The following is a 20,247-nucleotide window of genomic DNA, read 5'->3' on the forward strand; positions in this document are numbered from 1 at the left end:
AGACCGGGTCTTGACCACGTAGCTTATGATTTCGGGCCAGCAGGGGTTGCCCCACGTCCCGGATAGCGCGCGTATAGGCCGTTGGGCACAGGGTGTCAACAGCCCCCGGCCCGTCAGGATCGCAGCGGACCAGGAGCAAAGGCGCTTGCAACGGCGCCTGCCGCACCTGCATATTCGGGGTCACCCGCAGGCCTCAAGAGGAAACCACCCGTATGCAGGCGATCGGACTTTGCCGTTTTTCCTATCCCGCGCTGGGGGGCTTTCAGGTCGAACATGAGGACATCGAGGAAAGGATCGCCTATCTTTACGAAGACAGGCGGCTGGAAGAGCGGTTTCAACTGCTCGAAACCGTCGCACTGCCCTGTCTGAGGGCACAGACCGACCCTGATTTCAGCCTGATCATCGTCATTGGCGACCAGTTTCCGAAACATCATGAGAAACGGCTCGAATCCCTTGTCAAAGACCTGCCGCAGGCCCTGATTCACAAGGAACCACCGCGCAACCAGCGCGAGGTGATGAAGGAAATCCTGAACGAAGCGCGGATCAATCCGGCGGAGCCCTGCCTGCAATTCCGGTATGACGACGATGATGCGGTCTCTGTCGATTTCATCGAAAAGCTGCGCCGCGCGGTGGCAGATTCCAGCGCGTTGATCGGCAGCAACCGCACCGTCGCCTATGACTGGAACCGCGGCTTCGTGGCAGAATTCGGTGCGGAGGGGATTGCGGCGGTGGACATGTTCCGCCAGTTCTACGTCGCCTCGCTGGGCATGTACATCAAGGGCAATTGTTCACAGACCATCATGAACTTTGCGCATGAGAAAATCCCCCGGTTCATGCCCGCGATCAGTTTCTCGGACCCCGCGATGTGGGTGCGCAGCCACAACGGCTTTAACGATTCGCGGCAGAAAAAGGTCAAGCCGATCCCGGTGACCCCGCTGACCGGCGCACAGGAAAAGCTGTTCAGGAAACGGTTTGCCATCGACGCGGATCACGTCAGGCGGGTCTTTTCAGGCAGCTGACAGTATGCGCTCGCGGTAGAAGGTGAAGACCCCGGTCGCCACGACAATTGCCGCCCCCGTCAATGTCATCCAGCCGGGCCATTCGCCAAAGACGAACCAGCCCAGCAACAATGCCCAGACCAACTGCGTGTAGCGGAAGGGCGCGGTGAAAGATACGTCGCCCACCCGCATCACCCAGATGGACAGGAAGTAGCCTGCCATGATCACCACCGCCGAACTGATGATCAGCACCCAGATATCCGGCGCGATTGAAACCCAAGGGCCGAACAGCGACACCAGACCGAAGGACACCATCACCGCAACCGCCGTGCTGAGCGCAACGGTCATCGAGGGAACCTGCGGCGACAACTGCCGGGTGATCAGGTCACGGGCGGTGACCCCCAGCACCGCCAGCAGCGCATAGATCGCCCAGATGTTGAACCCTTCCGCCCCCGGCCTGATGATCAGCATGACACCCGCAAACCCGATCACGATCGCCGTGATGCGCCGACGCCCGACCGCCTCGCGCAGGAACAGCGCCGAGGCAAGGGTCACGGCCAGCGGCACCACCTGCATGATCGCGGTGATATTGGCGAGCGGCATTTTGAACAATGCGGTGAGGAAAAAGTAAGAGATACTGATCTCTGTCGCGGCCCTGGCCCCGATCAGGACCCAGTCGCGGCGCGCGATGTCGAAATGCATCGTCCCGATCCGCCCCTTGGTCGCCAGCATCAGCGAACAGGTGATCAGCGAACGGATGAAGATCAGCTGCGCCAGCGGCACCGCGCCCGCCGTCAGTTTCAGCAGCGCATCATTCAGGGTGAAAGACGCCATGGAGGCCGTCATCAGCAACGCGCCAAGCAGAGTGGGTGACATTGTTCGGCGCCCTTCGACAAGTGTAACTCGCGCACCCTATGCCGCGTCGCCGGGCATGCACAATCCCACCCGACGCAGGGGCCGGAAAAACGAAAACCCCCGACACCTGGGGTGCCGGGGGCTTTCTTCAGTCACGGGTGATCAGATCAATCGCGGCTTTCTTCATCCACGATCACGGTGTCAAAGACATCGCCGCCGACCACATCGTCGCTTGCTTCCGGCGCGGCGAGGCGTGCGGCCTGCTCTGCCTCTTCGCGGCGGGCTTCGATGACCACGTTGTCACGGTCCTGGGCAACCTTGCGCATCTGCATGGTCGCACCGCCCGTACCAGCCGGGATCAGACGGCCCACGATGACGTTCTCCTTGAGACCCACCAGTTTGTCGCGCTTGCCCTGGACCGAAGCCTCGGTCAGAACCCGCGTGGTTTCCTGGAAGGACGCGGCAGAGATGAAGCTGCGGGTCTGCAGCGACGCCTTGGTGATGCCCAGCAGGATCGGTTCGCCCTTGGCCGGACGACCGCCCTTCTTGATCGCCTTCTCGTTGGCCAGATCGAACTCCTGCTTGTCGACATGTTCGCCCTTGAGCAGCGTGGTCTCGCCCGAATCCTGGACTTCCCACTTCTGCAGCATCTGGCGCACGATCACCTCGATGTGCTTGTCGTTGATCTTCACACCCTGCAGACGATAAACATCCTGCACTTCGTCGATCATGTAGTCGGCCAGAGCCTCCACACCCATGATCGCAAGGATGTCATGCGGCGCCGGGTTGCCGTCCATGATGTAATCGCCTTTCTGGACATAGTCACCTTCCGCAACCGGGATGTGCTTGCCCTTGGGCACCATGTACTCGACCTTGACGTCGGGATCATCGGCAGACTCGATCGCGATACGGCGTTTGTTCTTGTAGTCCTTGCCGTAGCGCACATAGCCGTCGATTTCCGCGATGATGGCGTGATCCTTGGGGCGACGCGCCTCAAAGAGTTCGGCCACGCGCGGCAGACCACCGGTGATGTCCTTGGTCTTGGCACCTTCGCGCGGGATACGCGCGATGACGTCACCCGCCTTGATGTCGGTGCCGTCCTCAACGGACAGAACCGCATCCACGGACATCGGATAGGTCACCGGGTTGCCCGCATCGTTGCGGACCGGTTCACCATCTTCACCCACAAGGATCACTTCCGGCTTCAGCTCGTTGCCCTTGGGGGCCGCGCGCCAGTCGATCACGATCTTCTGGGTCATGCCTGTCGCGTCATCGGTCTCGTCCTTGACGGCGATACCCGACACCAGGTCGACGAACTTGGTCAGGCCCGATTTCTCCGCGATGATCGGCAGGGTATAGGGATCCCATTCAATCAGCTTGTCACCCCGGGCGACTTTCTGCCCGTCCTTGACGAACAGCGTCGTACCATAGCCGATCTTGTGGCTGGCCCGCTCGGCATCGTCCTCACCGACAATCCGCAGCTTCATGTTCCGGCCCATCACGATCACTTCGCCATTGGCGTTTTCGATGGTCTGGGCGTTTTCGAACACGATCTTGCCTTCCTGAGACGCCTCAAGGAAAGACTGCTGGCCACCCTGAGCAACGCCGCCGATGTGGAAGGTCCGCATCGTCAGCTGTGTACCGGGTTCACCAATGGACTGCGCCGCGATGATGCCCACGGCTTCACCCTGGTTGACCAGGGTGCCGCGTGCGAGGTCACGGCCATAGCACATGGCGCAGACGCCCTCTTCGGCTTCGCAGGTCAGCGGCGAACGGATGCGTGCGGACTGAACCGCAGCTTCGTCCACCAGATCCGCCATCCGTTCGTCGATGATGGTCCCCGCGGGCACCAGCACTTCGTCGGTGCCGGGTCTGAGGATGTCATCCGCCGACACACGGCCCAGCAGACGCTCGGCCAGGGAAGACACGACTTCACCATCGTTGACCGCCGCTTCGGCAGTGATCGCGGCTTCGGTCCCGCAGTCGTGCATGCGCACGATGCAATCCTGGGCCACGTCCACCAGACGCCGTGTCAGATAACCGGAGTTCGCGGTTTTCAGAGCCGTATCCGACAGACCCTTCCGGGCACCGTGGGTCGAGTTGAAGTATTCAAGAACGGTCAGACCTTCCTTGAAGTTCGAGATGATCGGCGTCTCGATGATGTCGCCGTTCGGCTTGGCCATCAGGCCGCGCATCCCGCCCAGCTGTTTCATCTGGGTCACGGAACCACGGGCACCGGAGTGGGCCATCATGTAGACCGAGTTCGGTTCCATCACGGCACCGTTTTCGTCCAGCCGCTCTGCAGAGATCGAGCCCATCATGGCCTCGGTCACCTTGTCGTTACACTTCGACCAGGCATCCACGACCTTGTTGTACTTCTCACCCTGGGTGATCAGACCGTCCATGTACTGCTGTTCGAAATCCTTGACCTGCTCGCGGGTCTCGTCGACGAGGCCCCATTTGCTGTCCGGGATCAGCATGTCGTCCTTGCCGAACGAAATGCCCGCCTTGAACGCTTCGCGGAAGCCCATGGTCATGATCTGGTCACAGAAGATAACCGATTCCTTCTGGCCGCAATAGCGGTAGACGGTGTCGATGACCTGCTGCACTTCCTTCTTGCGCAGCAGACGGTTGACCAGGTCGAAAGGTGCCTTGGCGTTCAGCGGCAGCAGCGCACCCAGACGCACACGACCGGGGGTCGTGTCATAGCGCACCATGACCTCGTTGCCCTCGTTGTCGATCTGCTTGATCCGGGCCTTGATCTTGGTGTGCAGGTGTACTTCGCCCGCATCCAATGCGTGCTGCACTTCGTCCACGGTGCCAAAGATCTTGCCTTCGCCCTTCATGCCCGCGCGTTCCAGCGTGGTGTAATAAAGGCCAAGGATCATATCCTGCGAGGGAACGATGATCGGCGCGCCGTTGGCAGGCGACAGAACGTTGTTGGTCGACATCATCAGGACGCGCGCCTCAAGCTGCGCTTCCAGCGAGAGCGGCACGTGAACCGCCATCTGGTCGCCGTCGAAGTCGGCGTTGAAGGCCGAACAGACCAGCGGGTGCAGCTGGATCGCCTTGCCTTCGATCAGGACGGGTTCGAACGCCTGAATGCCAAGACGGTGCAGCGTGGGCGCCCGGTTCAGCATGACAGGGTGTTCGCGGATGACCTCATCCAGGATGTCCCAAACCTCGGGACGTTCCTTTTCCACCAGCTTCTTCGCCTGCTTCACGGTGCTGGACAGGCCCTTGGCCTCCAGCCGCGAATAGATGAACGGCTTGAACAGTTCGAGCGCCATCTTCTTGGGCAAGCCGCATTGATGCAGCTTGAGTTCCGGGCCGGTCACGATGACCGAACGGCCGGAGAAGTCGACGCGCTTGCCCAAAAGGTTCTGACGGAAGCGGCCCTGCTTGCCTTTCAGCATGTCGGAGAGCGACTTCAGCGGACGCTTGTTGGCGCCGGTGATGACGCGGCCGCGACGGCCGTTGTCAAACAGCGCATCAACCGATTCCTGCAGCATCCGCTTTTCGTTGCGCACGATGATGTCAGGCGCACGCAGTTCGATCAGGCGTTTCAGACGGTTGTTCCGGTTGATCACGCGACGATAGAGGTCGTTCAGGTCGGAGGTCGCAAAGCGGCCACCGTCCAGCGGCACCAGCGGGCGCAGTTCCGGCGGGATCACGGGGATCACGGTCAGCACCATCCACTCCGGACGGTTGCCGGATTCCAGGAAGCTTTCCACGACCTTCAGACGCTTGATGATCTTCTTGGGCTTCAACTCGCCGGTGGCTTCTTTCAGCTCTTCACGCAGCTGGTCGGCCTCGGCTTCCAGGTCGATCGCCGCCAGCATTTCGCGGATCGCTTCGGCACCGATGTTGGCGGTGAAAGCGTCCATGCCATAGGCGTCCTGGGCGTCCATGTACTCTTCCTCGGTCATCATCTGACCGTAGGTGAGGTCCGTCAGACCGGGTTCGATCACGACGTAGTTTTCGAAGTACAGCACGCGTTCCAGATCGCGCAGCGTCATGTCCAGCATCAGGCCGATGCGGGAGGGCAGCGATTTCAGGAACCAGATGTGCGCGACCGGCGAGGCCAGTTCGATGTGGCCCATACGCTCGCGGCGGACCTTTTGCAGGGTCACTTCAACGCCGCATTTCTCGCAGACGACACCGCGATACTTCATGCGCTTGTATTTGCCGCAGAGGCATTCGTAATCCTTGATCGGGCCAAAGATGCGCGCGCAGAACAGACCGTCACGCTCGGGCTTGAACGTGCGGTAGTTGATCGTCTCAGGTTTCTTGATCTCGCCGAAGGACCACGACAGGATCCGCTCGGGCGATGCCAGAGAGACCTTGATCTCATCGAACACCTTGGGCGGCGTCAGCGGGTTGAACGGGTTGTTTGTCAGTTCCTGGTTCATATCTTTTCCTCATTTGTAAGAGGGTGCGGGGAAGGTTTTGGCGAAAGGTGCGCGATGAACGCGCGCCCTGCGTAGGGTGCGCATTTACTGCGCACCGCTTGATGCCTCACTCATCCTCCTCCGCATCCAGGAGTTCCATATTCAGGCCGAGGCCGCGCACTTCCTTGACGAGAACGTTAAAGCTCTCCGGAATGCCCGCTTCGAAGTTGTCCTCGCCCTTGACGATGCTTTCATAGACCTTGGTCCGGCCCGCGACGTCGTCCGACTTGACGGTCAGCATTTCCTGCAGGGTGTAGGCGGCGCCGTAAGCTTCCAGAGCCCAGACCTCCATCTCACCAAAGCGCTGGCCACCGAACTGCGCCTTACCGCCCAGCGGCTGCTGGGTAACCAGGCTGTACGGCCCGGTCGAACGCGCGTGGATCTTGTCATCCACCAGGTGGTGCAGCTTGAGCAGGTACTTCACGCCCACGGTCACGGGACGGGCAAATTGCTCGCCTGTGCGACCGTCGAACAGCACCGACTGACCGGAGGTGTCGAAACCGGCCCGCTTGAGCGAGTCGTTCACATCCGCTTCCTTGGCACCGTCGAAGACCGGTGTGGCAATCGGCACACCGCGCGTCACGTTGCCTGCAGCCTCGATCAGCGTGTCCTCATCCATGCCTTCGATTCCCTCGGCATAGACGTCTTCGCCGTAGGCATGGCTCATCGCCTCGCGCACCGGGGTCAGGTCGCCGGACCGGCGATATTCCTGCAGCGCCTCGTCGACATTCAGACCCAGACCGCGCGCGGCCCAGCCCATGTGTGTCTCAAGGATCTGACCGACGTTCATACGCGACGGCACGCCCAGCGGGTTGAGGCAGAAATCGACCGGGGTCCCATCCGCGAGGAACGGCATGTCCTCCATCGGCACCACTTTCGAAATCACACCCTTGTTCCCGTGACGACCGGCCATCTTGTCGCCCGGCTGCAGTTTGCGCTTCACCGCCACGAACACCTTGACCATCTTCATCACGCCCGGGGGCAGATCATCGCCACGACGCACTTTCTCGACCTTGTCCTCGAAACGTGCATCCAAGGTCCGTTTCTGGATCTCGTACTGCTCGTTCAGGGCCTCGACGATTTTCGCGTCGTCTTCGTCCTCAAGCGCCAACTGCCACCACTGACCGCGGGACAGCTGATCGTCCAGCATCTCTTCGGTGATCTGGCTGTTCGATTTGACACCTTTCGGGCCTTTGACAGCGACCTTGCCCAGGATCATCTCGCGCAGACGCGCATAGATGTTCCGGTCGAGGATCGCGAGTTCGTCGTCGCGGTCACGGGCCAGGCGTTCGACTTCCTCACGCTCGATCTGCAGCGCACGTTCGTCCTTTTCCACACCATGGCGGTTGAACACGCGCACTTCGACGACCGTGCCGAAGTCACCCGGTTTCACCCGCAGCGATGTATCGCGGACGTCCGATGCCTTTTCACCAAAGATGGCGCGGAGCAGTTTCTCTTCCGGCGTCATCGGGCTTTCGCCTTTCGGTGTGATCTTGCCGACCAGGATATCGCCCGGCTCCACATCCGCGCCGATGTACACGATGCCCGCCTCGTCGAGGTTGCGCAGCGCTTCTTCACCGACGTTGGGAATGTCGCGGGTGATCTCTTCCGGCCCGAGTTTCGTGTCACGTGCGGCGACTTCGAATTCCTCGATGTGGATCGAGGTAAAGACGTCATCGCGGGAGATACGTTCGGAGATCAGGATCGAGTCTTCGTAGTTGTAGCCATTCCACGGCATGAAGGCGACAACCACGTTCTTGCCCAGAGCCAGCTCGCCCATGTCGGTGGACGGACCATCGGCAATCACCTGCCCCTTGGTCACCGTCTCACCCACTTTCACCAGCGGACGCTGGTTGATGCAGGTGTTCTGGTTCGACCGCTGGAACTTGCGCATGCGGTAGATGTCCACGCCCGCGTCGCCCAGCTCAAGGTCTTCGGTTGCCCGGATCACGATACGCGACGCATCGACCTGGTCGATGATACCCGCCCGCTTGGCCATATAGGCCGCGCCGGAATCGCGTGCCACGACTTCCTCGATGCCGGTGCCGACCAGCGGCGCCTCGGCCTGCAGAAGCGGAACCGCCTGACGTTGCATGTTCGATCCCATCAGGGCGCGGTTCGCGTCGTCGTTCTCAAGGAACGGGATCAGCGAAGCGGCGACCGAGACCAGCTGCTTGGGGCTCACGTCGATCAGGTCAACGCTTTCGGTGGGGGCCAGCGTATAGTCGCCGGACCGACGGGTGTTCACCATCTCGTTGGTAAAGCGACCGTTTTCATCCAGCGATGCGTTGGCCTGCGCCACAGTGTGGCGCATTTCCTCGGTCGCGGACATGTAGTGGACCTCATCGGTCACCTTGCTGTCCTTAACCACGCGGTAGGGCGTTTCGATGAAGCCGTATTTGTTCACGCGGGCAAAGGTCGCCAGCGAGTTGATCAGACCGATGTTCGGACCTTCCGGCGTTTCAATCGGGCACATCCGGCCATAGTGGGTCGGGTGCACGTCGCGCACCTCAAAGCCGGCACGTTCGCGGGTCAGACCGCCCGGTCCAAGCGCCGACAGGCGGCGCTTGTGCGTCACTTCGGACAGCGGGTTGGTCTGGTCCATGAACTGCGACAGCTGCGAGGAGCCGAAGAATTCACGCACCGCGGCTGCGGCCGGTTTCGCGTTGATCAGGTCCTGCGGCATCACCGTGTCGATTTCGACCGAGGACATACGTTCCTTGATCGCACGCTCCATGCGCAGCAGGCCGACGCGGTACTGGTTTTCCATCAGTTCGCCAACGGAACGCACACGACGGTTGCCCAGGTGGTCGATGTCGTCGATGTCGCCACGGCCATCGCGCAGGTCCACCAGCGCCTTGATGCAGGCAACGATGTCTTCGCGGCGCAGGGTGCGCACGGTGTCTTCGGCATCGAGGTCGAGACGCATGTTCATCTTGACCCGGCCCACGGCGGAAAGGTCATAGCGCTCGGAGTCAAAGAACAGCGTGTCGAACAGGGCAGAGGCGGCTTCCACGGTGGGCGGCTCGCCCGGACGCATGACGCGGTAGATGTCCATGAGCGCGGTGTCGCGGTTCATGTTCTTGTCCTGCGCCATGGTATTGCGCATGTAGGGGCCGACGTTGATGTTGTCGATGTCCAGAAGCGGGATCTCGGTGATGCCCGCGTCGATCAGCTCCTTCGCGGTGCCACCGATCAGCGTGCCGTCCTTGTCGTATTCCAGCGTCAACTCGTCACCGGCTTCGACATAGATCGCGCCGGTTTCCTCGTTGATGATGTCCTTGGCGACAAACTTGCCGTTGATGTGATCGAAGGGCAGCAGCAGCTCCGTGACGCTCCCGTCGTCGATCAGCTTTTTCACCGCGCGCGGGGTGACTTTCTTGCCCATCTCGAAGAGCACTTCACCAGAGGCCGCGTCAACAACGTCATAGGTTGGGCGCGTGCCACGTACCCGCTCGGGGTAGAAGGGGGCAACCCAGCCCTTGTTCTTCTGCAGGGTGTAGGTGATGGTCTTGTAATAGGCATCCATGATGCCTTCCTGGTCCAGCCCCAGAGCATAAAGCAGGGTGGTCACAGGCAGCTTGCGGCGACGGTCGATGCGCGCGAACACGATATCCTTGGCGTCGAATTCGAAATCCAGCCATGAGCCGCGATAAGGAATGATCCGGCAGGCGAACAGCAATTTGCCCGAGGAATGCGTCTTGCCCTTGTCGTGGTCAAAGAACACGCCGGGAGAACGGTGCATCTGGGAAACGATCACACGCTCCGTGCCGTTCACGATGAACGTGCCATTCGGCGTCATCAGGGGCATATCGCCCATGAACACGTCCTGTTCCTTGATGTCCTTGACCGATTTGGCGCCTGTGTCTTCGTCGATATCAAACACGATCAGACGCAGCGTCACCTTGAGCGGTGCGCTGTAGGTCATGTCGCGCTGCTGACATTCCTCAACATCGTACTTGGGCTTTTCCAGCTCGTACTTGACGTACTCCAGCACGGAAGTCTCGTTGAAGTCCTTGATCGGGAAAACCGACTGGAACACGCCCTGGATGCCATCGCCATCCGTGGGGGTCTCGGCATCGCCGGAATTCAGGAAAAGGTCATAAGACGATTTTTGAACCTCGATCAGGTTCGGCATTTCCAGCACTTCGCGGATTTTGCCATAATATTTACGCAGACGTTTCTGGCCAAGGAAGGATTGTGCCATGTGTCGTGTCACCTTTCGATTCTCTCACCAAGCGCGTCCTCACCGGGGCCGTGAGGCGCTGCTTTAAGAGCGGAGTTTTCCGGTCAATGCTGGGATGCGTCCCACCGCACCCCTTCCGACCTGTGGACCTCTCCAGAAGGATGCTTTCGCAAAAGCACCCTTCAAGACAGGTTTGGCTGGACAGGACAATCGCCCCGTCCAGCCAATATTCTTGCGGGATGTGCCGGAATTTTGAAAATTCCGGTCCGATCTTTTCGAAAAGATCGGCTCCCTCGGCGACCGCTTAGGCCAGCTCGACTTCCGCGCCAGCTGCTTCCAGCTTCGCTTTGACTTCTTCGGCTTCGGCTTTGTCGACGCCTTCTTTGATCTTGCCGCCGGCTTCGACCAGGTCCTTGGCTTCTTTCAGGCCCAGACCGGTGATGCCGCGCACTTCCTTGATCACGTTGATCTTGGATGCGCCCGCGTTCTTCAGAACGACGTCAAATTCAGTTTTCTCCTCGGCTGCTGCGCCACCGGCGTCAGCAGGACCGGCCATCATCACTGCGCCGCCAGCTGCGGGCTCGATGCCATATTCGTCCTTGAGGATTGTTTTCAGTTCTTGTGCTTCCAGCAGGGTCAGACCAACGATCTCTTCTGCCAGTTTCTTCAGATCAGCCATGTTTAGCTCTTTCCGTTAACGATATGTGTGTTCCAACGTGTTGTTTCAACCAGCACGCCGATATGACGAATTGCTTACGCAGCCTTGTCCTCGATCGTGGACAGGATGGATGCAATGTTGCTTGCAGGTGCGCCAATGGCCCCGGCGATGTTCGATGCAGGTGCGCCCAGCATGCCCGCGATGGTGGAGATAAGCTCCTCCCGCGAAGGCATCTTGGACACGGATTCCACACCGGCCACGTCGAGTGCGTTCTCGCCCATTGCACCGCCAAGGATAACGAACTTCTGGTTCTCCTTGGCGAAGTCCTGAGCAACCTTGGCCGCAGCCACGGGATCCTCAGAATAGGTCAGAACGGTCATGCCCGTCAGAAGGTCGGCAATGCTTGCGCATGGCTTACCCTCAAGGGCGATCTTGGCGAGCCTGTTCTTGGCAACACGCACGGCCCCGCCAGCGTTACGAGCACGCGCGCGAAGGTCCTGCATTTCAGCAACTGTCAGACCGACGTAGTGGGCTACCACAACGACGCCAGAGCTTTCAAAGATCTGGCCGAGCTCGTCGACCAACTGTTCTTTTTGTGCTCTATCCACAGTTTCACTCCAGTAAGGGAGGGTTGCCCCTCCGGCTCAGTTTTGCCGGGACTGATGGCCCCGACTTTCGGGTCCTTACGGGGGCCGGACGCGTCGCTGCGGATCGCCCATCGGGCTGTCCGAAGAAAATCTGCCGTTTCCCGTCTCAGGCAGGAATTATGTTGAAAAGCCTTCAACACCCACCGTCTCGGACGAAAAGCACAAAAGCGCGACGAATCGCGCTTTGTACCTGAGGGGTGGGATAAACAGTTGACGGGGGATTTCCAACCCCCAAATGCGCAAGTTGCACACTTAGCCCGGTCAGACCGCTTGGCGCGGTCCGGCGCAGCAGGGATACAGGCCTTTTCCGAAGTATTCCGGATCAGCCCGCCATGCGCAAGTGTTCTTCGACCTCGCCGAAATACTGGTGCACGATGCCCTTCATGTCCATGTCCAGTTCCAGCAGCAAATCATGCGCTTTCATCGTGTCATGCTGTTCCGGCGTGATCTGGTGCAACCGGCTCCACAGATGCCGCAGCTTGCGTTCGCGGCCCAGTTTCACCAGCCGGTTCATCTTGGCCAACAGCAGGTCCCTCCGGCCGTTCCTGAATGCCTTGAGCCGAAAATCCGCCTTGCGCCGCCAGTCTGCGTAATTCAGGAAGTAGAAATGCAAAAGCGCGCAGCCGTCGTCCAGCGTCTTGGACCCGTCAGTGATCCGCTTGCCCTGCGCATCGACAAACCAATGCGGATGCGCGCGGGAAACCTCCAGCCCGGCGCGGGTCAGGGTCTTGCCGGTGACATGCCCGGCAAAGCCGCGGTTCCGGTTCATGTAGACCGCGAAGATGCCGAACACCTTGTCCAGCAGATCGCCGTCGATGAAACGGCGAAACAGAAGCCTGTCCGGCTGCTGCGGGAAATTGACGTATTCGACCGGACGGAAAACAACGGACCTGTCGCTTTCCGGCAGGGACGCCAATACCTCCGACAGGGGCCGGTCCCTGGACCACATCAATTCATCCCCATCAACAACCGCAACCCAGCCGTCCTTGATCTGCCGATATGCATGCAGGATCGCCGCGTTTTGCCGCTTGGTGAAATTCACCGCGTCGAGCACGCCCAATTCTTCCCAGAAAGCCTCTGTGCAACGGGTCACGACAACGCGGTCGCCAAAGCGGTCCATCGCCGCGATACCCGGATCTTCCGGATCATCAAAATATAGGAAAATACGATCCGCGCCCTGATGCAAATGCCATGCGACAAACCGTTCCAAGACTTCGCGGGGTTCGCGAAGGATGGCCACCACGGACCACTTACCAGACTGCATACTGCCTCGTTCATCGCTTTTGACGCGATTTTCAAATTACTTCGATGGAAGAAATCGGCAGGAAATATGGCAAAAATTGGGCAGAGATCGCGGATGCCCCCAAACGCGACCTTTGGGTCACATCTGAGTGCCGATCTGTCGGGAGCAGACAGATCGGAAAAGGACAGGCCTTAAAAGAAAAAGGGCGGTGACATTGCCACCGCCCCTCTCCAATCAGTTATCCGTTCAAGGCCGATCAGGCCTGACCGGTCATCGCGTCGTCAACCGCCACGGAGATCCCGGGGCCCATTGTCGAGCTCAGGTTGATCTTCTTCATGTAGGTGCCCTTGGAGCCTGTCGGCTTGGCCTTGGCCACTGCACCCACAAAGGCGCGGATGTTTTCAGCCAGCTTGGCCTCGTCAAAGCTCAGCTTGCCGACGCCGGCATGCACGACGCCGCCCTTTTCGGCCTTGAACTGAACCTGGCCACCCTTGGCTGCCTCGACGGCCTCCTTGATGTCCATGGTCACGGTTCCGACCTTGGGGTTCGGCATCAGGTTGCGGGGGCCAAGCACCTTGCCCAGACGGCCCACGATGGGCATCATGTCGGGCGTGGCGATGCAGCGATCAAACTCGATCTTGCCGGATTGCACGGTTTCCATCAGGTCTTCTGCGCCGACAATATCCGCACCGGCGGCCTGGGCTTCTTCTGCCTTGGGGCCACGGGCGAACACGGCAACGCGCATGGTCTTGCCGGTGCCGTTGGGCAGGCCGACAACGCCACGGACCATCTGGTCCGCATGACGCGGGTCAACGCCGAGGTTCAGGGCGATTTCCATGGTCTCGTCGAACTTGACCTTGGAGTTGCTCTTGATCAGTGCAACCGCTTCTTCAACAGTCACATCTTCCTTGCCGACGAATGCTTCGCGGGCGGCGGCGGTACGTTTTCCAAGCTTTGCCATCTTACTTCACCTCGATGCCCATGGAGCGGGCAGAGCCCAGGATGATCTTCATCGCCGCTTCAACGTCATTGGCGCTCAGATCGGCGGCCTTGGCTTCTGCGATCTCGCGCAGCTGCTTGGGCGTGACGGTGCCGACGGTTTCACGGCTGGGCGTTTTCGCGCCAGAGTTAATCTTGGCAGCCTTTTTCAGGTAGTAGGACGCCGGGGGCGTCTTGATGTCCATGGTAAAGGACTTGTCCTGATAATAGCTGATCACGGTCGGGCACGGCGCACCGGGCTCCATGTCCGCTGTCTTGGCGTTGAATGCCTTGCAGAATTCCATGATGTTGATGCCGCGCTGACCCAATGCAGGGCCCACGGGCGGGGACGGGTTGGCTTGCCCCGCCTTGACTTGCAACTTCATCGTACCGACGAGTTTCTTGGCCATTGGCCTTCTCCTTTCAACACCCTTGAGACGCGTCTCAAGAGTTTTTGGTTGCGTGGTCCGGTTCGGGTGCCGCGGCCCCCTTGCCTCCCACAATGATAGGGCGGATGCCCCGACACTCAGGCCTGCTTGTTGACCTGCGTGAATTCCAGTTCCACCGGTGTTTCCCGGCCAAAGATCGACACAGAGACCTTCAGGCGCTGGTTCTCGTCGTCGACCTCTTCGATCATACCGTCGAAATCCTCGAACGGGCCATCGGCTACCTTGACCTTCTCGCCCACTTCGAAATGGATCAGGGTACGCGGCGCGTCTTCGCCTTCCTGTACCCGGCCCAGAATCGCCTGCACTTCGGCATCGCGCATCGGCATCGGACGGCCCTGCGGGCCAAGAAAGCCGGTAACGCGGTTGATCGAGTTGATCAGGTGATAGCCCTTGTCGGACATTTCCATGTGCACCAGCACATAGCCGGGCATGAAGCGGCGCTCTGCCGTCACCTTCTTGCCCCGGCGAACTTCGATCACCTCTTCGGTCGGCACCAGCACCTCGTCGATCTGGTCCTCAAGGCCCTGCTCTTCGACAGAGGTGCGAATCTGCTCGGCGATCTTCTTTTCGAAGTTCGACAGGACACTGACCGAATACCACCGTTTTGCCATCTGAACTCTGGTCCCTGTCTTGCGCGGCATCTGCCGCCTTCTGAGTAACGCTCGTGCGCCGCGTGGGGCACACCTGAAAAAGCCTGAATAAAAAAGCGGCGCGCAACTCGAATCGCCGCACGCCCTTGTCAGGTCAGGCCTGCGCAATACCCTGCGCGCGCAGGTCTTTCAAGGGAGGATTGCGAATTCACGGCACAGCTCCGACAGAGCGTCGCTCAGCCGAACATCCCGAGAATGCTTTGCAGCCCGCCGCGGATCAGGATGTCCACGATCGCGAAAAACACGGCTGTGAGTGCCGCGAGGATGAACACCATCACCGTGGTCAACAGCACCTCGCGCCGGGTGGGCCATACGACCTTCGCCACCTCGGCACGCACCTGCTGAATGAACTGTAGCGGATTGGTGGTGGCCATCTGATATATCCTAACGCTTGTCTGCCCGAAGCATCTAAAGGGTGCGTCGGGCGGATTCAAGCCGTAACAGCCGGGCCCAATCGCTTTGCCATGCGGGCCTGTCAGACCTCGCTCTCGCGCATTTCGGAAAACCGGCGGTCCAGGGCGGCGTCATGACGGCTTTCCGCTTCTGCCAGATCGCCGAAGTCCGGCAGGTATAGGCCATCGACGGTCCCTTCCGGGAACCGGTCGAGAATTGCATCCCACTTCATCGCGAAACTGTCGAGCTTGCGGTGCATTTCCACCGCGCGGGTCGGATGCCTGCGGGCATACCAGCGTGCAAACCCCATGGCCCGGCGCCAGAAACCGTCATAGCCGAGGATCAGGAAGATACCGGTGAGAATGAACAGCGACAGGAAAGCAAGCCCCAGCACCAGCCAGGGCCGGAAGAAGACCATCAGGACAGCACCAGCGATCACGATATGGCGCGGTGTCGGGCGATACCCCAGCACAGCGGCCTTCATACGCGCGATTCGGCCGTCTTCGGAACGCGGCGGGCGCGCAGCTTTGGCCCTTTTGCCCCGGCCCAATTTCTTCCTGGGCTGGGCGGCAGGGGCCTGCGGCTCCGGCGGCGCGATTGCCTGCTGCTCCAGCAATTCACGCTTGCTCGGCGCTGTTGCTGCCAATGGCTCTTCGGCCATCCGCGGGGCGGCCTGCGGTTCCGGAACGGGTTGCGGGGCCTGTTCCTCTGATGCCAGCAGATCACGGATCGCGGCAAGGGCGCTCGGGTCGAGCTCTGCCACCGTAGGCGATGCCGGCCCCTGTGGAGCGATATCCGATGGTTCCTTGATGTTTTGGTTCGCTGTCGTCATCTTTGCATCTCTCAGCCAGTCCGCGCTTCGATACTGACGCAATCAGCCTGTTGATTGGCGAGAATATGTCAAAAACGAGGCAGAGGTTCTTTCAGGCGCTGCAACGACTTCAGCTTCACTGTGGCAATCGCATGAAAATTTTCCACGGGAATTGCGGGAGAGCCGTTAACAACCGACCGCCGCACAGGTCATAGATTCTGATTTGGGAGATTGGCAGGGGCTGAGGGACTCGAACCCACGACCCTCGGTTTTGGAGACCGATGCTCTACCAACTGAGCTAAACCCCTATGCCGGACTTCCGACTAGTCGCAAATGCCGCCGCGATCAAGGGGCATCGCACGCATTGCCGCGAAATTGACCGGATCGCGATGGAACTCTGCCTCGGGGGCGGGGCGTTGACCCTTTGACACGGGCAAGAGCCCCAAAATCAAGGAGACCGCAATGACACTCAAGAACCTTCACGACGTTTACCACGATCAACTGCAGGACCTTTACAGCGCCTGCAAACAATCGCTCGACGCCACCACAGAGCTTGGGCGCGCCGCCGCAGACGAGGAATTGAGCGAAGCCCTGATCGCCGGGGCCAACGGGATCAGCGAAGGCATGGATCACCTGAAGTCGATCTGCGCCAAACATGACATCGACCCCGAAGGCGAGCACTGCAAGGGCATGGCAGGTCTGGTGACCGAAGCGCGCGCCCATGCGATCAAGGCGGATTTCGCTGATGACGCGACACGAGACGTGGTCATCATCACGCAATACCAGCGCATGGTGCATTACGCGCTGGCCGGCTACGGCTCCCTTGTCGCCTTTGCCAACCGTCTGAACCTGGACGAGGAGGCCGGCATTCTGCAAAAGCTCCTGGACAACACCTATGACGGCGATCGCCATATGACGGATATTGCCACCAACGGCGGCGTCAACAAGGCCGCCGCCTAAGCGCTGACCAAATCATAACACGACGAAAGCCCCCGCATCGGGGGCTTTCGCTTGATACAGGGCAGATGTGTCGCACCCCTTGGGCCTGTCGGTTCAACCGCCGCTCGCCGCCACCAGCCCGGCGACGTCACCCCCGACAATCAGCGCCTCATGCGCCAGTATCCTGTCAATCGGCCAATCCCACCAGGCAACGCGCAACAAGGCTTCGATCTGCTGCGGCTCGAACCGCCTGCGCAGGACCCTGGCCGGGTTGCCCGCAACGACGCTGTAGGGCGGGATTTGCCCTGCGACCACCGCACCGGCACCGACAATCACGCCATCCCCCAGATGCGCCCCCGGCAGGATCCGGGCGCCCTGCCCGATCCAGACATCATTCCCGATCACCGTATCGGGCCCCGGCCCCGGCATCGAAGGCCGTCCCTCGGCAGGGCCACCGCCAAAGACGGCAAAAGGGAAGCTGGAAATACCGTCGTACCGGTGATTTGCCGACGCGGTGATGAAGGTGACGCCATCCGCAATCTGGCAGAATTTCCCGATCACCAAACGTTCCGGGCTGAAGTCGTAAAGATAGGGTGCAAGATGCGCCGCCCAATCCTCGGGCGGCTGGTGGGCGCTTGCATAGGTATAGGCGCCGACCGAAATACGCGGATGGTCCACGGCGGCGGCAAGAAAAACCGTTCCGGCATGGGTGCTCCCATCGGGCAATGGCACCGGATGCAGGACGTCGGCGGCGGGGAAAGGTCGTGAGTCGGGCATGACAGCTCCTTTGATCTGGAAAAGATTGGGTCAGATCGCGGTTGTTGTCATGTCACCCTCCATCGGTTTCACCGGCACTTTAACAAATCGCGACCCGCGACGGAACCACCTCTTTCATGCCCGCCCCCAACGACAAAGGCCGCCCCCTGTGGGAGCGGCCTTGCCTGTTCGTGTGCTCAGGAGCGCGCCTTGCGGGCGCCTGCCCGATCAGTCGGTGATCTTCGACACCACGCCCGCACCAACGGTGCGGCCGCCTTCGCGGATCGCAAAGCGCAGGCCCTGCTCCATCGCGATCGGCGCGATCAGTTCAACGCCAAAGGACACGTTGTCGCCCGGCATCACCATCTCGGTGCCTTCGTTCAGCTGAACCGTGCCGGTCACGTCGGTGGTCCGGAAGTAGAACTGCGGACGGTAGTTCGCGAAGAACGGCGTGTGACGGCCACCCTCTTCCTTGGTCAGGATATAGGCTTCGGCTTCGAACTTGGTGTGCGGGGTCACGGAACCCGGCTTGCACAGCACCTGGCCACGCTCAACGCCTTCACGCTCCACACCACGCAGCAATGCGCCGATGTTGTCGCCCGCTTCACCACGGTCCAGCAGCTTGCGGAACATTTCAACGCCTGTGCAGGTCGTCTTCTTGGTGTCGCGGATGCCGACGATCTCGATCTCGTCGCCCACGTTGATCACGCCACGTTCCACACGGCCGGTCACAACCGTACCACGGCCGGAGATCGAGAACACGTCCTCGACCGGCATCAGGAAGGGCTGGTCAACCGCACGCTCGGGGGTCGGGATCCATTCGTCAACCGCAGCCATCAGCGCGCGGATCGAATTCTCGCCGATCTCGGGATCGCGGCCTTCCATCGCCGCCAGCGCGGAGCCGGGGATGACCGGGATGTCGTCGCCGGGGTATTCGTAGGAAGACAGCAGCTCGCGGATTTCCATTTCCACCAGTTCCAGCAGTTCCGCGTCGTCCACCTGGTCGACCTTGTTCATGTAGACAACCATGGTGGGGATGCCCACCTGGCGGCCCAGCAGGATGTGCTCGCGGGTCTGGGGCATCGGGCCGTCAGCCGCGTTCACAACCAGGATCGCGCCGTCCATCTGCGCCGCACCGGTGATCATGTTCTTGACGTAGTCGGCGTGGCCGGGGCAGTCGACGTGGGCGTAGTGACGCGCATCGGTCTCGTATTCCACATGCGCGGTCGAGATGGTGATCCCGCGGGCTTTCTCTTCGGGTGCGCCGTCGATCTGGTCATACGCACGGAAGTCGCCGAAATACTTCGTGATCGCCGCTGTCAGCGTTGTCTTGCCGTGGTCAACGTGACCAATCGTGCCGATGTTAACGTGCGGCTTGTTACGTTCAAACTTTGCCTTTGCCATGGTGGTAGCACCCTTTTTGAATTGAGGGGCCGCATCGGCCCGGTCCTATCTGGCGGGCGATGTATTGGGTCTTGCCAGTAAAATCAAGCGCGACTTCGCACCGACTTGCAGCCCTGCCCTAGCCGTTGGGTTCTTCGGCGACAGGAGCGCCCGTACCGGGGCCTGCACTGAACCAGCCCTGTTCCTTGTTCTGCTTCACGAGGTAGCTTTCGATCGACTTCGCCGCATTCTGGCTGAGGTTCTTGAGCTGCTCTTCCGCAGATTTGGTATAGCCCGATCCCACGACCGGCCCCTGATCGAAGGATTCGAAAACCGTGATCTGATGCGGCTTTTCGTTCAGCTTGCGGTTCTTCGCGTCGTCCCAGACGGTGAGGTTGACGATCAGGATCGACTTTGGCGCGAACACCAGCGGAATGCCCGGCTGGGCCAGGACGTAGCCCTCGACGCTCATCCCGAAGTGATAGTCGCGGCTGCCGTTGTACCGGCCAAAGCGTTCCGCGGTGGCATCGGTCAGCGCCTTGGTCAGCTGTTCCTTGGTGACTTCGCGGCTCAGGGGGCCTTTCACGGCCTTCGGGGCCACCGCGATATTGTGCTTGAGACTGAAGTCTCCCAGCGGCACGGGCGCCTTGTTCAGGTCTGCCGCGCCATTGCAGGCGGTCAGAAATGCCACGGACATCAATACGGCAAGTACGCGGATCATCTGTTTACCTCTTCCAGCACCAAGCTTTCACAGGCGATACCCGATGGTTGCCGCCGGTGCAATCAATTGCCACGTTGGCGAATGGCGCCCTACCCCCTATCTATCAGTCAACCGGCCCAAGGAGGTTCC

The 20,247-nt window shown here is 60.4% G+C and carries 16 protein-coding genes and 1 tRNA gene; 2 read left to right on the top strand and 15 right to left on the bottom strand.

All coding sequences use genetic code 11. The features are described 5' to 3' along the window. The first annotated feature begins 212 nt into the window (after positions 1-212). A complete protein-coding gene (locus PVW51_RS15600) occupies positions 213-1,019 on the top strand; it encodes a putative rhamnosyl transferase (protein WP_114273620.1) in 807 nt (268 codons plus the stop codon). Here the strand turns inward: PVW51_RS15600 and PVW51_RS15605 are convergent. From PVW51_RS15605 to PVW51_RS15660, 12 genes are all read right to left on the bottom strand, one after another. Next, on the bottom strand, positions 1,008-1,874 hold the full coding sequence (locus PVW51_RS15605; RefSeq protein WP_274575970.1) for a DMT family transporter: 867 nt from the start codon (positions 1,872-1,874) through the stop codon (positions 1,008-1,010). The genes PVW51_RS15600 and PVW51_RS15605 overlap by 12 nt on opposite strands. Before the next feature lie 146 nt (positions 1,875-2,020). Next, the gene (rpoC, locus tag PVW51_RS15610) at positions 2,021-6,265 is read right to left on the bottom strand and encodes a DNA-directed RNA polymerase subunit beta' (protein WP_269365808.1); all 4,245 of its coding nucleotides are present in this window, start codon (positions 6,263-6,265) and stop codon (positions 2,021-2,023) included. Between the two features lie 106 nt (positions 6,266-6,371). Continuing rightward, positions 6,372-10,511, bottom strand: coding sequence for a DNA-directed RNA polymerase subunit beta (rpoB, locus tag PVW51_RS15615; RefSeq protein WP_274575971.1), 4,140 nt, complete (start codon positions 10,509-10,511; stop codon positions 6,372-6,374). A 283-nt stretch (positions 10,512-10,794) separates the two neighbouring features. After that, the gene (gene rplL / locus PVW51_RS15620; protein WP_067294893.1) at positions 10,795-11,169 is read right to left on the bottom strand and encodes a 50S ribosomal protein L7/L12; all 375 of its coding nucleotides are present in this window, start codon (positions 11,167-11,169) and stop codon (positions 10,795-10,797) included. Positions 11,170-11,243: 74 nt separating this feature from the next. Further along, positions 11,244-11,756 (bottom strand): 50S ribosomal protein L10, encoded by a 513-nt coding sequence (rplJ, locus tag PVW51_RS15625; protein ID WP_114273624.1) that lies wholly within the window; start codon positions 11,754-11,756, stop codon positions 11,244-11,246. 361 nt (positions 11,757-12,117) lie between these two features. After that, positions 12,118-13,059: a glycosyltransferase family 2 protein gene (locus PVW51_RS15630; protein WP_274575973.1), complete on the bottom strand. Its 942-nt coding sequence runs from the start codon at positions 13,057-13,059 to the stop codon at positions 12,118-12,120. A 235-nt stretch (positions 13,060-13,294) separates the two neighbouring features. Next, a complete protein-coding gene (gene rplA, locus PVW51_RS15635; RefSeq protein WP_269365800.1) occupies positions 13,295-13,999 on the bottom strand; it encodes a 50S ribosomal protein L1 in 705 nt (234 codons plus the stop codon). Between the two features lies 1 nt (position 14,000). Next, positions 14,001-14,426: a 50S ribosomal protein L11 gene (gene rplK, locus PVW51_RS15640; RefSeq protein WP_114273627.1), complete on the bottom strand. Its 426-nt coding sequence runs from the start codon at positions 14,424-14,426 to the stop codon at positions 14,001-14,003. A 116-nt stretch (positions 14,427-14,542) separates the two neighbouring features. Continuing rightward, positions 14,543-15,076 carry a transcription termination/antitermination protein NusG gene (gene nusG / locus PVW51_RS15645; protein ID WP_269365798.1) on the bottom strand — a complete coding sequence of 178 codons (534 nt, stop codon included), beginning with the start codon at positions 15,074-15,076 and terminating at the stop codon, positions 14,543-14,545. Between the two features lie 215 nt (positions 15,077-15,291). Continuing rightward, positions 15,292-15,489: a preprotein translocase subunit SecE gene (gene secE, locus PVW51_RS15650; RefSeq protein ID WP_269365797.1), complete on the bottom strand. Its 198-nt coding sequence runs from the start codon at positions 15,487-15,489 to the stop codon at positions 15,292-15,294. 101 nt (positions 15,490-15,590) lie between these two features. Further along, entirely contained in the window at positions 15,591-16,340 is a 750-nt protein-coding gene (locus tag PVW51_RS15655; protein ID WP_274575978.1) for a hypothetical protein, read from the bottom strand. Positions 16,341-16,551: 211 nt separating this feature from the next. Then, a tRNA-Trp gene (locus PVW51_RS15660) sits at positions 16,552-16,627 on the bottom strand. 154 nt (positions 16,628-16,781) lie between these two features. Between PVW51_RS15660 and PVW51_RS15665 the strand changes: the two genes are divergently transcribed. Beyond that, positions 16,782-17,279, top strand: a complete 498-nt coding sequence (locus PVW51_RS15665) for a ferritin-like domain-containing protein (protein WP_274575979.1) — start codon at positions 16,782-16,784, stop codon at positions 17,277-17,279. A 93-nt stretch (positions 17,280-17,372) separates the two neighbouring features. Here the strand turns inward: PVW51_RS15665 and PVW51_RS15670 are convergent, their stop codons facing one another. From PVW51_RS15670 to PVW51_RS15680, 3 genes are all read right to left on the bottom strand, one after another. Continuing rightward, entirely contained in the window at positions 17,373-18,035 is a 663-nt protein-coding gene (locus tag PVW51_RS15670; protein ID WP_274575980.1) for a CatB-related O-acetyltransferase, read from the bottom strand. Between the two features lie 207 nt (positions 18,036-18,242). Beyond that, complete coding sequence (tuf, locus tag PVW51_RS15675) at positions 18,243-19,418, bottom strand: elongation factor Tu (protein ID WP_269365791.1); 1,176 nt, start codon at positions 19,416-19,418, stop codon at positions 18,243-18,245. Between the two features lie 118 nt (positions 19,419-19,536). Further along, a complete protein-coding gene (locus PVW51_RS15680; RefSeq protein ID WP_274575981.1) occupies positions 19,537-20,118 on the bottom strand; it encodes a hypothetical protein in 582 nt (193 codons plus the stop codon). Positions 20,119-20,247: the final 129 nt, after the last annotated feature.

The organism is Sulfitobacter sp. PR48 (genome assembly GCF_028807335.1).
GTDB lineage: Bacteria > Pseudomonadota > Alphaproteobacteria > Rhodobacterales > Rhodobacteraceae > Sulfitobacter.

Bases quoted from the DNA above. Each gene is read 5' to 3' on its own strand.
- PVW51_RS15600 (WP_114273620.1), top strand. From the start codon at position 213: ATGCAGGCGATCGGACTTTGCCGTTTTTCCTATCCCGCGCTGGGGGGC.
- PVW51_RS15605 (WP_274575970.1), bottom strand. From the start codon at position 1,874: ATGTCACCCACTCTGCTTGGCGCGTTGCTGATGACGGCCTCCATGGCG.
- rpoC (WP_269365808.1), bottom strand. From the start codon at position 6,265: ATGAACCAGGAACTGACAAACAACCCGTTCAACCCGCTGACGCCGCCC.
- rpoB (WP_274575971.1), bottom strand. From the start codon at position 10,511: ATGGCACAATCCTTCCTTGGCCAGAAACGTCTGCGTAAATATTATGGC.
- rplL (WP_067294893.1), bottom strand. From the start codon at position 11,169: ATGGCTGATCTGAAGAAACTGGCAGAAGAGATCGTTGGTCTGACCCTG.
- PVW51_RS15630 (WP_274575973.1), bottom strand. From the start codon at position 13,059: ATGCAGTCTGGTAAGTGGTCCGTGGTGGCCATCCTTCGCGAACCCCGC.
- rplA (WP_269365800.1), bottom strand. From the start codon at position 13,999: ATGGCAAAGCTTGGAAAACGTACCGCCGCCGCCCGCGAAGCATTCGTC.
- rplK (WP_114273627.1), bottom strand. From the start codon at position 14,426: ATGGCCAAGAAACTCGTCGGTACGATGAAGTTGCAAGTCAAGGCGGGG.
- nusG (WP_269365798.1), bottom strand. From the start codon at position 15,076: ATGGCAAAACGGTGGTATTCGGTCAGTGTCCTGTCGAACTTCGAAAAG.
- secE (WP_269365797.1), bottom strand. From the start codon at position 15,489: ATGGCCACCACCAATCCGCTACAGTTCATTCAGCAGGTGCGTGCCGAG.
- PVW51_RS15655 (WP_274575978.1), bottom strand. From the start codon at position 16,340: ATGACGACAGCGAACCAAAACATCAAGGAACCATCGGATATCGCTCCA.
- PVW51_RS15665 (WP_274575979.1), top strand. From the start codon at position 16,782: ATGACACTCAAGAACCTTCACGACGTTTACCACGATCAACTGCAGGAC.
- PVW51_RS15670 (WP_274575980.1), bottom strand. From the start codon at position 18,035: ATGCCCGACTCACGACCTTTCCCCGCCGCCGACGTCCTGCATCCGGTG.
- tuf (WP_269365791.1), bottom strand. From the start codon at position 19,418: ATGGCAAAGGCAAAGTTTGAACGTAACAAGCCGCACGTTAACATCGGC.
- PVW51_RS15680 (WP_274575981.1), bottom strand. From the start codon at position 20,118: ATGATCCGCGTACTTGCCGTATTGATGTCCGTGGCATTTCTGACCGCC.